General features: G+C 65.4%; 7 protein-coding genes and 2 pseudogenes. 3 read left to right on the top strand and 6 right to left on the bottom strand.

Features of this window, described 5'->3' with window-relative positions; translation table 11 throughout:
* The first annotated feature begins 379 nt into the window (after positions 1-379).
* Positions 380-2,530 (top strand): methyl-accepting chemotaxis protein, encoded by a 2,151-nt coding sequence (locus QW868_RS14570; protein ID WP_316230813.1) that lies wholly within the window; start codon positions 380-382, stop codon positions 2,528-2,530.
* A 12-nt stretch (positions 2,531-2,542) separates the two neighbouring features.
* Here QW868_RS14570 and QW868_RS14575 read toward each other — a convergent pair.
* Positions 2,543-3,097 (bottom strand): annotated as a pseudogene (locus tag QW868_RS14575) (DUF3124 domain-containing protein).
* A 24-nt stretch (positions 3,098-3,121) separates the two neighbouring features.
* Between QW868_RS14575 and QW868_RS14580 the strand changes: the two are divergent.
* Both QW868_RS14580 and upp read left to right on the top strand, forming a co-directional pair.
* Positions 3,122-4,849 (top strand): cation:proton antiporter, encoded by a 1,728-nt coding sequence (locus QW868_RS14580; RefSeq protein WP_315755609.1) that lies wholly within the window; start codon positions 3,122-3,124, stop codon positions 4,847-4,849.
* Positions 4,850-4,902: 53 nt separating this feature from the next.
* Entirely contained in the window at positions 4,903-5,538 is a 636-nt protein-coding gene (gene upp / locus QW868_RS14585) for a uracil phosphoribosyltransferase (protein WP_315755610.1), read from the top strand.
* Between the two features lie 15 nt (positions 5,539-5,553).
* Here the strand turns inward: upp and QW868_RS14590 are convergent, their stop codons facing one another.
* The 5 genes and pseudogenes from QW868_RS14590 to QW868_RS14610 form a co-directional block, all read right to left on the bottom strand.
* Positions 5,554-6,456: a DMT family transporter gene (locus tag QW868_RS14590; RefSeq protein ID WP_410051298.1), complete on the bottom strand. Its 903-nt coding sequence runs from the start codon at positions 6,454-6,456 to the stop codon at positions 5,554-5,556.
* 111 nt (positions 6,457-6,567) lie between these two features.
* A pseudogene (locus QW868_RS14595) lies at positions 6,568-7,470 on the bottom strand (NAD(P)-dependent oxidoreductase); the annotation flags it as partial.
* Positions 7,452-8,586, bottom strand: a protein-coding gene (gene prfB / locus QW868_RS14600) for a peptide chain release factor 2 (RefSeq protein WP_315737783.1) whose coding sequence is annotated in 2 segments (ribosomal slippage) — positions 7,452-8,516 and positions 8,518-8,586 — 1,134 coding nt in all. Because the reading frame shifts where the segments join, the coding sequence is not laid out codon by codon here. The pseudogene QW868_RS14595 and the gene prfB, both read right to left, overlap by 19 nt.
* 117 nt (positions 8,587-8,703) lie before the next feature.
* Positions 8,704-11,211 carry a penicillin-binding protein 1A gene (locus QW868_RS14605; RefSeq protein ID WP_315737782.1) on the bottom strand — a complete coding sequence of 836 codons (2,508 nt, stop codon included), beginning with the start codon at positions 11,209-11,211 and terminating at the stop codon, positions 8,704-8,706.
* A gap of 230 nt (positions 11,212-11,441) precedes the next feature.
* On the bottom strand, positions 11,442-12,767 hold the full coding sequence (locus QW868_RS14610) for an N-acetylmuramoyl-L-alanine amidase (protein WP_315738309.1): 1,326 nt from the start codon (positions 12,765-12,767) through the stop codon (positions 11,442-11,444).
* Positions 12,768-12,900: the final 133 nt, after the last annotated feature.

The following is a 12,900-nucleotide window of genomic DNA, read 5'->3' on the forward strand; positions in this document are numbered from 1 at the left end:
GGTCCCCGGGGAGATCGCGTATAAGTTGTTAAAGCCATTGCGCAGGGAATGCCGGCTACGGCTTTGCCTGTGGTACCTGCCGCCTGCATTTTTTTCGCAGGCGGGCCATGGGTGAGGCCTTCACCCGGCATTCCCTGCGCCCTCGTTTCGAGGGCTCGCTGCCCAAAGCTCGGACGCTTATGCGTCACGAGGCATTTCGCATGCGGTATCAATTGCTGGTTGTTTGAGGCGGTGCCCAGCTCCCGCCCCACTGCAATGCACAACGCGTAGTCCTACGGTGCCCATCTTTTACGCAACCTTTAACGGATTGGGGCCTCTTGTTAGTTCCAAGGTTGGCATTCCGACACCGAATACGACTGGGCAGCTGGAGTTCATATCCGTGCGCAAGAATCTACCCGTCACGTCCAATGAATACCCGATCACCGACGAGACGCTGATCGTCTCGCGCACCGATCTCAAGGGCAAGCTGACCTATTTCAACGACCAGTTCGTCGACGCCGCCGGCTTTACGCCGGACGAGCTGATGGGCCAGCCGCACAACATCATCCGTCATCCCGACATGCCGGAGGCCGCATTCGCCAACCTCTGGGACACGCTGAAGCAAGGCAAGCCGTGGGCCGGCGCCGTCAAGAACCGCCGCAAGAACGGTGACTTCTACTGGGTGCAGGCGACCGCGTCGGCGATCCGCGAGAATGGCGAGATCACGGGCTACACCTCCATCCGCACCAAGCTGCCGGCCGAGCAGCGCGCCGAGGCCGAGAAGGTCTACGGGCTGCTGAATCAGAACAAGGCGCAGGGCTACGCGATCAGCGCGGGCGTCATCCGCCGCCGCTCGGTGTTCGACCGCCTGTCGCTGTTCACGGGTACGCTCAGGGCGCGCCTGACGACCTTGGCCGCGGTGCTGGGCGTGTTCATGCTGATGATCGGCGCGGCCGGCCTGCTCTCGACCCGCTCCACCAACGTCGCCATGAAGTCGCTGTACGAGGATCGCACGATCCCGCTGGCGCAATTGCTCGAGATCAACGATCGCACCTTGCAGAACATGTCGTCGCAACAGTCCGCGGCGGCGAACGGCAAGGCCGGAAAACCGATCGACGGCATCAGGGCGCTGGTGGACGGAAACAGCGCCAGGATCACCAAGGTGTGGGCCGACTACATGGCGAGCTACCTGACGCCGGAGGAGAAGATCGTCGCCGATGCCTTCGCGATCAGGCGCAAGGCCTATCTGGAGGAAGGCATCAGGCCAGGATTGGCTCTGCTCGAGCAGGGCAAGTTCGACGAGGCGAGCCAGCATATCGCCACCAAGGGGCATGATCTGTTCGAGGCCACCAAGCACGAGCTCGACAAGCTCGTTCAGATCCAGGTGAAGGAAGGCAAGGCGCTCTACGAGGAGGCCGAGAGACAATATCTGGTGGTGCTCGCGATCATTTCGGTGATGATCCTGGCGGGTATCGGAATCGGTGCTACGTTCAGCCTGCAGAGCATCCGCGCGGTGCTGCGGCCGCTCAAGGTGCTCAACGACGCGATGCAGAACATCAGCCAGGGCAAGCTCGACAACCGCATCCCGGTGGAGCGCGACGACGAGCTCGGCGAGGCGCTGCGCAACCTGCAGACCGTGCAGGCGATCGTCCGCTTCAACAGCGAGGAAGTGAAGGCTGTGCAGCACTCGGCCGAGGTCAAGCGCAAGGCCGGAATGAACAAGCTCGCCAGCGAATTCGAAAGCGCGATCGGCGGCATCGTGCAGACGGTATCCTCGGCGTCGTCGCAGCTCGAGACGTCCGCCGGCACGCTGACCTCGAACGCGACGCGCTCGCAGGAGCTCGCCACTACCGTGGCCGCCGCGTCCGAGCAGGCCGCGACGAACGTGCAGTCGGTCGCCTCGGCCACCGAGGAACTGACTTCGTCGGTGACCGAGATCAGCCGCCAGGTGCAGGAATCGGCGCGCATCGCCAACGGCGCCGTCGATCAGGCACGCACCACCAACGACCGCGTCAACGAGCTCTCGAAGGCAGCTGCGAGGATCGGCGACGTGGTCGAGCTGATCAACACCATCGCCGGCCAGACCAACCTGCTGGCGCTGAACGCTACCATCGAGGCGGCGCGCGCCGGCGATGCCGGCCGCGGCTTCGCCGTAGTCGCGTCCGAGGTCAAGGCGCTCGCCGAGCAGACCTCGAAGGCCACCGGTGAGATCGCCCAGCAGATCTCGGGCATCCAGGCGGCGACGCAGGAATCGGTGTCGGCGATCCGGGAGATCAGCACGACGATCGAGCGGCTGTCGGAAATCTCCTCGACCATCGCCGCCGCCGTCGAGCAGCAGGGCGCGGCGACGCAGGAGATCTCGCGCAACATCCAGGAGGCGTCGCGCGGCACCACCGAGGTCAATACCAACATCGTCGACGTCCAGCGCGGCGCCTCGCAGACCGGCTCTGCTTCGGGCAACGTGCTGTCGGCGGCGCAGTCGCTGTCACAGGAAAGCGACCGGCTGCGGCAGGAGGTCGACCGTTTCCTCGGCAACGTGCGGGCGGCTTGAGCCGCCCCGCGCTCACCGCCCGGTCAGCCGGATCGGGCGGCCCTGACTGATGAAGGCGTAATGGCCGGCGCCGATGCCGCCGACCATCAGCGCCTCGACGACGGGCTCGGCGATCTCACCGGTCGCGGCCCAGTCGATGACGAAATTGGCGCCCGTGCCGCCGCGGGTGTCCTTGATGGGCACGAAGACCTCGACGGTCGCGAACGGCCTCAAGGCGACGGGCTCGCGCAGATGCGCCTACACCAGCGTGCCGGCCGTATCGTAATAGTTGATGCGCCGGACGATCAGCGGCCGCTGCTCGGAGGCGTTGTGGATGCTCAGCGTCACCGAGAAATCGGCCTGGACCCGGCCCGGGGTCATCGCGACGCTGGAATAGACGGGGACATAGACGGCGCCCGTGACCGTGACGGGCTCCGCCGGAACTGGCGTCAGCGAGCTCGCGAAAGCGGCGGTCACGTCGTCGGCGGCCTGCGCCGCGCCGGCCGCAGCAGCTGCGATGAGCAGCAGCGCGAATGCGCCGGTCCGGATGTGACAGATTGCGGGTTTCCTTGCGCGGCGGCACGACATAAGTTGCCCCCCGGGGGTTGCTTCATGCATGAACTGATCGGCGACATCACGCTCTGCATCCTGTTTGCGTGGGTGCTTGGACTGGCGGCGCATAAATGGCGCCAGCCCTCGATTCTCGCTTATCTGGTCGCGGGCTTCGCCATTGGCCCCTTCGGCACCGGCTGGGTCAAGTCCCAGGAGTCGATTTCGGTGATCTCGGAGCTCGGCCTGATTTTCATGCTGTTCATGATCGGGCTCGAGATCGACCTCAAGAAGATCATCCGCGCCGGCCCGGTGATTCTCATCGCGGGCGGCGTCCAGCTGCTCGGCGGCGCCGCGCTCGGCATCCTGTTCTTCGTCGCGATCGGCATGCGGATGGGCGCCGAGAGCTACGACGCACTCTATCTCTGCGTCGCCTGCGCGCTGTCCTCGACCGTCATCATCGTCAAGGTGCTGTACGAGAAGCGCGAGCTCGACACCCTTCCCGGCCGCATCACGCTCGGCGTGCTCGTGCTGCAGGACGTGTTCGCGATCCTGTTCCTGGCGGTACAGCCGAGCCTCGACGACCTCCATGTCAGCGTGATCCTGCTGTCGTTCGCCCGCGCCGGCACGCTGGTCGCGATCGCCCTGCTCCTCAGCCGCTACGTCTTGCCGCCGGTGTTCCATCGCATCGCGCGTACCCCGGAGCTGATCCTGCTCGGCGCGCTGGCCTGGTGCTTCCTGATCGGCGAGATCGCAGAAAGGCTGCACCTGTCACGCGAGATGGGCTCGCTGGTCGCGGGCGTCTCGCTATCGACCTTCCCCTATGCGCTCGACGTCACCGCCAAGGTCACGACGTTGCGCGATTTCTTCATCACGCTGTTCTTCGTCGCGCTCGGCATGACCATCCCGATCCCGACGATGTCCGTTGTCGGGCTGGCGCTGGTGATCGCGCTGTTCACGGTGGCGAGCCGGCTGCTCACCACGTTCACGCCGCTTTACATGATGCGGCAGGGCCTGCGCGCCAGCCTGCTGCCGGCGCTCAACCTGGCCCAGATCAGCGAATTCTCGCTGGTGGTGATCCAGACCGGAGCCGCCGCCGGTCACCTCAAGAACGGCACGTCGAGCGCGGCGTCCTTTGCCTTCGTGCTGCTCGCGGTGCTCTCGACCTTCGTCATCGTCCGCTCCGATCCGATCGCGCGGCGAAGCATCCCGCTGCTCAAGCGGATCGGTCTGCGCGACCTCGATGCAAGCAAGGATGGCGAGGCCGGCCACGAGGGCGGACACGGCGCCGGGCGTCCGATCGTGCTGCTCGGATTCTTCCGCACCGCCAGCGCCCTCCTCAGCGAAATCGAGCGCAGCCAGCCGGCGCTGCTGGAGCAGATCGGCGTGGTCGATTTCAATCCGGTGGTGTTTCGCACCCTGTCCGATCGCGGCATCCAGGTGACTTATGGCGACATCAGCAATGTCGACACGCTGGTTCATGCGGGGGTCGGCCAGGCCGAGCTGATCATCCTGAGCATCCCGGATTCGCTGCTCAAGGGCGCCAACAACGAGAAGCTGGTGCGGCACGTCCGCAGCATTAATGCCACGGCCAAGATCGTCGCCACCGCCGACCTGCTCGCGGACGTCAACGATCTCTACGACGCCGGCGCCGACTATGTGACGGTGCCGAGGCTCAGCGATGCGCAGGTTCTGCTTAACCTGATCCAGGACGCCAGCGCCGGGCTGTTGTCGGAGCGCCGCAACGAGGCCGAGGCCATGCTCGCCGATCGCCGCGAGGTGCTGCCATGAGGCCGGCGCGCATCCATCTTCCACAGAATCTCCGATCCCGCTGGACTTGAAGCATGGCAAACACGAACGTTCACGTCGTCGATCACCCGCTGGTCCAGCACAAGCTCTCGCTGATGCGCGAGCGTGACCGCTCGACCAAGGGCTTCCGTGAGCTGTTGAACGAGATCGGCATGCTGCTGGCCTACGAGGTCACGCGCGACCTGCCGCTCGAGCTGGTGGACATCGAAACGCCGATCGCGCCGATGAAGGCGCCGAAGATCGCCGGCAAGAAGCTGACGCTTGCGCCGATCCTGCGCGCCGGCGTCGGCTTCCTCGACGGCATGCTGGCGCTGATGCCGTCCGCGCGCATCGCCCATATCGGCCTGTACCGTGACCCGAAGACGCTGCAGGCCGTCGAGTACTATTTCAAGGCGCCGCAGGACCTGACGGACCGCACGGTGATCCTGATGGACCCGATGCTGGCGACCGGCAATTCGGCCTGCGCGGCGGCCGAACTCCTCAAGACGCGCGGCGCCCGCGACATCCGCTTCGTCTGCCTGCTGGCGGCACCTGAGGGCATCGCGCAATTCGAGAAGGAGCATCCGGACATTCCGATCTGGACCGCCGCGATCGACGAGAAGCTGAACGACCACGCCTACATCGTGCCCGGTCTCGGCGATGCTGGCGATCGGATGTTCGGCACGAAGTGATCGTGCGCGAGCGGTTCAGCAGGACGGTCGCGGCGAAGGACGAATGACGCTGAAGATGCGACCATCGATCACCAGCAGCGCACTCCCGATCACCAGCGCACCGCCGATCTCCCGCAACGAGATGCTTTCGCCGAGCACCAGCGACCCGAGCAGGATCGTCGTCAACGGGATCAACAACGTCACCAGCATCACGTTGGTTGCACCGGAGCGGCGCAGGATTTGGAAGAACACGATATAGGCGAAGGCCGTCGACAGCGCCGCAAGCCCGATGACCGCGAGCCAGGTCTGCAGTCCGGGAATTGGAAGACGCCATGGCTGGTCGACGACAGCGGCGATGGCCAGCATCATCACGCTGGAAGCCGAGAGCTGGAAGGTGGCGGTCGCAAGCGGCGGCGAATGGGCGAGATGGCGGCGCACCAGCAGCGCGGCGATACCGTAGCTGAGCGACGCGCCGAGACCGAACAGAAAGCCGTAGCCGCCTGCCGAGCCGTCGAGCCCCGGCCCACCTCGCAGGATCACGACGCCGACGAGGCCTACGACCAGACCCGCTGCCCGCCGGGCCGACAGCCTTTCCTCTCCCGCGGCTGCCATCACCACGATCGTGAACAGCGGCGTCGTCGCATTGAGGACGGCGGCAAGGCCGGAGGTGATGAACGTCTGGCCGATCACGATCAGGCAGAACGGCACGACATTGTTGAACAGCGCCACGGCAAAGAACGGTCGCCAGCCGGCAAACCCCTTGGGAAAGCCGAGCCCGCGCAGTCGCAACAGCGGCAGCAGGATCGCGGCCGCCAACACGATGCGCAGCAGCACCAGCGTCAGCGGCGGCAATTCCTTCAAGGCAAGGCCGTTGAAGATGAAAGATCCGCTCCAGAGCAGCGACAGCAGCCCAAGCAGCGACCAATCCCGCGTGTCCATCCTGTCGTTCGGGGATGTCATCACCGCAAACCGCTGTTCAATGTCCGCGTGAACGTTGCAGATGAAGCGGAGCAAGGTCCACCCGCTTTCCGTCGGCGCAGACGTCGCGCTCTACCGCGTATCTTTCGGCCGCGAGACCAGCTCGATCATGCGGCCTTCGTCCTCATCCGGCATCGCCGCCTTCGCCCGCGCATAGGCGTCGACGGCTGCCTGGGCCATGACGGGACGCTCACCGAGCAGCTGCTCGGCGAGCTGCAGCGCATAGGCTGCATCCTTGTGACGGAGCACCGCCGTGAAGCTGGCATCGGCGAAGTTGCGCGCGATCATGCGCGGCGCGTGGCGCAGCACCTGCGGGCTCGCCGCGACGCCGCTCTGGATCGCCTCCAGCACGAGCTTCATGTCGAGGCCGGCCTGCTCGGCGATTGCGAGCCCCTCCGCAAGACCTGCGATCTGCATCGCGCCAAGCAGGTTGTTGATCAGCTTGTAGACTGTCCCGGCGCCCACGGGCCCGAAATGGCGAATGGTCGAGCCGATCGGCGCCAGATACGGCCGCGCGCGGTCGAGATCGGCGACGTCGGCGCCGACCAGCAAGGTCAGCTTGCCGCTCGCGGCCGCGTCGGGCAGCCCGGTCACCGGGCAGTCGAGATAGGTCACGCCGCGCGCATCCAGCTCGCGCGACAGGCGCAGCGCATGGTCGCGCGACACGGTCGAGCATTCGATCGCGATCGTGCCGACCCGCATGGTGGCCGCGGCGCCATCCGGCCCGAGCCACACCGCGCGCGAGGCGTCGTCATCAGCCACCATCGTAACGACCGCATCGGCATCGATTGCCGCATCAGCTGGCGAGGTCGACCAGCGCGCGCCGCGCGCGATCAGATCCTCCGCCTTCGCCCGGCTGCGATTCCAGACCGCGACGGAATAGCCTGCGTCGAGATAACGACCGGCCATGCCATGGCCCATGCGCCCGAGCCCGATGAAGGCAACGCGCGCCACGCTCAATCGACGTCCTCGATCGCAGCGCCTGGCGTCGTGCCGAACGCGCGCTGCGCCAGCGTCGCCGCCATGAACTCGTCGAGATCGCCGTCAAGCACGCCGGCGGTGTCGGACGTCTGCACGCCGGTGCGCAGATCCTTCACCATCTGATACGGCTGCAGCACGTAGGAACGGATCTGGTGACCCCAGCCGATCTCGGTCTTGGCCGCCTGGTCGGCCGCCGCTTTCTCCTCGCGCTTCTTCAACTCGATCTCATAGAGGCGTGCGCGCAGCATGTCCCAGGCCTGAGCGCGGTTCTTGTGCTGTGAGCGACCGGCCTGACAGACCACGGCAACGCCGGTCGGGATGTGCGTCAGCCGCACCGCCGATTCGGTCTTGTTGACGTGCTGGCCGCCGGCGCCGCCCGACCGCATCGTGTCGACGCGGACATCGGACTCCTTGATGTCGATCTTGATGCTGTCGTCGATGACCGGGAAGATCTGCACCGAAGAGAACGAGGTGTGGCGCCGCGCATTCGAATCGAACGGCGAGATTCGGACCAGGCGATGCACGCCCGCTTCCGTCTTCAGCCAGCCATAGGCGTTATGGCCGGAGATCTGGATGGTCGCGGACTTGATGCCGGCTTCTTCACCCAGCGATTCTTCGAGATACTCGACCTTGAAGCCGTGGGTCTCGGCCCAGCGCGTGTACATGCGCAGCAGCATCTGCGCCCAGTCCTGGCTCTCGGTGCCGCCGGCGCCGGCATGGACCTCGAGATAGGTGTCGAACTTGTCGGCCTCGCCGGACAGCAGCGCCTCGAGCTCGCGCCGCGCGACCTCCTTCTTCAGCTCCTTGAGCGCATTCTCGGCTTCAGTGACGACCCCCGGATCGTTCTCGGCCTCGCCGAGCTCGATCATCTCGATGTTGTCGCTGAGCTCACGCTCGACCTTGCCAATGCCGGTCAGCGAATCCTCCAGCGAGGTCCGCTCCTGCATCAGCCGCTGAGCTTTTTGGGGGTCGTTCCAGAGATTGGGATCTTCGGCGAGCTTGTTCAGCTCAGCGAGCCTTGCCGTCGATGTCTCGACGTCAAAGATGCCTCCTCAGCAGCCCGACCGACTGCTTGATCTCTTCTACGATTTTCTCGATTTCGGCGCGCATGTCGCTCTCTTCAGGCCACGGCTCGAAGCGCCGCGGCATCATCTCTCACAGGGGGATGTAACGGCGCTCTGCGCAAAGCGCAATCGCTCTGCACCGCACCAGCACAGTTTCGCCGGCCTAGTAGAGGCTCCCGGTACCCGGACGGATGATGAAGCTGCCCGCATCAGGCTGGCCGCCGCCCTGCGACGGCATCACACGTCCATCGGCGTCGGCGACACCGATGACCGAGTAGTTGTCCGGCGGCGCCGTACCAGGCTTGAACGCCTCCATGATGGTACGGCCGCCGTCGCCCGGGCTCGCCCGCATGCCGGTCTTGGCGTCGACACGCACCAGCTTGATGCCAGCCGGGATCTTGAAGGGCGTGGCCGGCTTGTCGGCCAGCGCGAGCTTCATGAAATCTTTTGCGATCGGCGCGGCCAGATGACCGCCGGTCGCAGCATTACCCTTACCGAGCGGCCGCGGCTTGTCGTAACCCATGTAGATCGCGACGGCGAGGTCCGGCGAGAAGCCGACGAACCATGCGTCCTTGGCCTCGTTGGTGGTGCCGGTCTTGCCGGCGATCGGCTTGCCGACCTCCCTGAGCACGGTTGCCGTACCCGCCTGCACCACACCCTCGAGCATCGAGGTGATCTGATAGGCGGTCATCGAATCCAGCACCTGCTCGCGGCGGTCGACCAGTTGCGGCTCGCTCTGATTCTTCCAGCCGTCCGGCGCGTCGCAGCCGCGGCACTCGCGGGCATCATGCTTGAAGATGGTGTGGCCGTAGCGATCCTGGATCCGGTCGATCAAGGTCGGCTTCACCCGGCGGCCGCCATTGGCCATCATCGAATAGGCCGTGACCATGCGCATGGCCGTGGTTTCGCCCGCACCGAGTGCGTAGGACAGGTAATTCGGCAGTTCGTCATAGACTCCGAACCGTTTGGCATACTCGGAAATCAGCGGCATGCCGACGTCCTGCGCCAGACGCACGGTCACCGTGTTCAGCGACAGGCGCAGCGCGTTGCGCAAGGTCGTGGGCCCGAGATACTTGCCGTTGGTAAAGTTTTCGGGGCGCCAGACCTGGCCACCCTGCCCCTGGTCGATCTCGATCGGTGCGTCGACGACCTGGGTCGACGGCGTATAGCCGTTGTCGAGTGCTGACGAATAGACGATCGGCTTGAATGACGATCCGGGCTGCCGGTAGGCCTGCGTTGCGCGGTTGAACTGGCTCTGGTCGAAGGAGAAGCCGCCGACCATCGCGAGCACACGGCCCGTATTCGGGTCCATGGCAACCATCGCGCCGGACACTTCGGGCAGTTGCTCGAGGCGATACTGGCCTTCGACCGGATTGCCTTCCTTGTACAGCGGATCCGCATAGATCACGTCGCCCGGCTGCAGCACCTGGGCGACCGACGTCGGCACCTTGCCACGGCCATTGGCCGTCGCAGCCCGCGCCCATTTCACGCCGTCGAGCGTGATCAGGCCAGTCTGGCGCTCCTTGCTGACGGCGCCGCCAAGCTCCCGCGGCGGCTGGAATCCGATGCGGGCGGACTGGTCACTGGTCTCGAGCACCACGGCCATCCGCCACGGTGAGATGTCCGAGAGCGATTTGATGTCCGCGAGCTTGACGCCCCAGTCGCCCGAAGTATCGAGCTTGGAGACAGGCCCGCGATAGCCCTGCTCCTGGTCGTACCTCACGAGTCCGGCGACCATGGCCTTGCGCGCCATGACCTGGATCTTCGGATCGAGCGTCGTCCGGACGGACAGGCCGCCCTCGTAGAGCTTCTTCTCGCCATAACGCTCGAAGATGTCACGGCGCACTTCCTCGGCGAAATATTCACCTGCAAAGATGTGGGCGCCGGTGTTGCGGCTCGCGATCGTCAGCGGGTCCTTGCGCGCCTTGTCGGCGTCGGCCTGCTTGATCCAGCCGTTCTCAAGCAGACGATCGACGACGTAGTTGCGGCGCTCGATGGCGCGGTCGCGATTCCGGATCGGATGCAGGCTGCCCGGCATCTTCGGCAGAGCCGCCAGATAGGCGGCCTCGGCCACCGTCAGTTCGTTGACCGACTTGTCGAAATAGACCAGCGACGCCGCGGCGATGCCGTAGGCGCCGGAGCCGAGATAGATCTCGTTGAGATAGAGCTCGAGAATCTTGTCCTTCGAGTAGGTGCGCTCGATGCGCATCGCCAGCAGCGCTTCCTTGATCTTGCGGGCGAACGATACCTCGTTGGTCAGCAGGAAGTTCTTGGCGACCTGCTGCGTGATCGTCGAGGCACCCTGCGGGCGGCGATTCGAGCCGAAGTTCTGGGCGTAGACCACGGCAGCGCGCGCCATGCCGGTGAAGTCGATGCCGCCATGCTCGTAGAAGTTCTTGTCCTCGGCGGCGAGGAAGGCGTTGATGACGAGCTTGGGAACCGCCTGGATCGGCAGGTACAGCCGACGCTCCCGGGCATATTCACCGACCAGCGAGCCGTCGGCCGCGTGCACGCGCGTCATCACCGGCGGCTCATAATCCTGCAGCTGGGAGTAATCAGGCAGGTCCTTGGAAAAATGCCAGATCAGGCCGGCCGCTGCTGCCACACCGACCAGGAACAAGACGGTACCGGCCGCGAACAGGAAGCCCAAAAACCGCACCAGAAAGCGCATCGGCGAATATCCGTTCCAACTCTTGTTTCGTCTCTCGGCTCGGACGCGGCGCACCCACGGGCGCTACCGCCAAAAATCACACGGTCGGCTGCAATGCCGCGTGACCCATGCCAGAGAAACGCACGGTCAAGCCTATCAGCGGTCAAGCCTATCACAAGTCTGCCGAGAAGGAATCTTCACTGATTCCGGGTGCCTCGCAGCACGTTTATAGGGATGTTGCTGTGGCCAAACTAGGGCTTTGCGCGTACCGGCCCCGGCTTGTCCGGCCTGTCGGGGCCCGCATTGGCGATGCGCTTGGCCAGAAAGGCATCGATCGCCCGCGCCATTGCGTCCGCCGTGCGCGACCGCCATGCGTCGGAGACCAAGTTTCCCATATCGCCCTTATTGGAGACATAGCCGAGTTCGACCAGCACGGATGGCACGTCGGGCGCCTTGAGCACGCGGAAACCGGCCGATTTGAGCGGGCGCTTATGCATATGCACCGCCGTCTTCATGTCGTTCATCAGCAGACGGGCGAACCGGTTGGAAAACGTCCGCGTTTCCCGGCGGGCCAGATCGATCAGGATGTCGGCCACGTCAGCCGGCTCCTCCGTCAGATTGACCCCGCCGATCTGGTCGGCGCGGTTCTCGGCCTCGGCCAGCCGTTCCGCCTCGACGTCGGACGCCTTGTCGGACAGCGTGTAGATGGTCGCGCCCTGCGCAGTGCCCTCACCTCGCGGCAGCGCATCGGCGTGGATGGAGACGAACAGCGCCGCCGACTGCTTCTGGGCGATGCGGACCCGGTCTCCGAGCGGGATGAAGGTGTCGTCGTCGCGGGTCATGACCACGCGGAACTTGCCCGACCGTTCCAGCCGGTCGCGCAGCGCCTGGCCGAAGGCGAGCACCAGATTCTTCTCCGGCACCTCCCCGCCCTGTGTGCCGTAGTCCACGCCACCATGACCGGGGTCGATCACGATCACGGGCCGGGTGTCCGGCGGGCCGTCCGTCGGAGGGGGGGCGATGGCAACCGTGGTCGGCGGCGGCCGGACTGCCGGCGGCGCAGGGTTTCCTGCGACAGCGACCGACGCCGTCGCGGAACTCGAATCGGCAGGCCTGGCGGCAAGACGACTGTCGCTGCCGATGGCGCGGGCGAAGGTCGCCTCGTCGACCTCCTCCAGTTCGAGCACCAGCCGCGGCGGCTGACCGTTGGCGGCATCCAGCACCGTGGAGTTGGCGATTCGGGCCGGGCCGGTGAGATCGAACACGATGCGGGACCCACCGGGCATCACCATCCCATAGCGGAACGCCTTCACCAAACCCCGGCCGCTGGTCCCGGCTCCGGTGGGCAGATGAAAGCTGACCTGGGGCAGGTCGACGACGACGCGATAGGGTTCGCTGAGCAGGAAGGCTCGAAACGGCACCGTCCGGTCGAGATCGAGCACGAATCGGGTCTGTCGGGAATCGCCGGCGACCCGCGCATCGGTGGCGATCGGGAACCCTGGCCCGACCACGGCAGGCGGCACCTGGCCGACCGGCCCGCTCTGGGCGCGGGCCGGAATGACGGCCGCACATAACATTTGCGTGACGCACAGCGACGCGCATCCCAGCAAAGAAAGGTAATTCGCCCGGCCAGCTGCCAAATCGATGCCTCCGCGGGATGGTCTTACCGCAACCAATCCCAGGGGTTAACCGCCAAATTTTGTCATTTTC

Origin of the sequence: Bradyrhizobium sp. SZCCHNR1051, assembly GCF_032489615.1 — a bacterium.
Classification (GTDB): Bacteria; Pseudomonadota; Alphaproteobacteria; order Rhizobiales; family Xanthobacteraceae; genus Bradyrhizobium.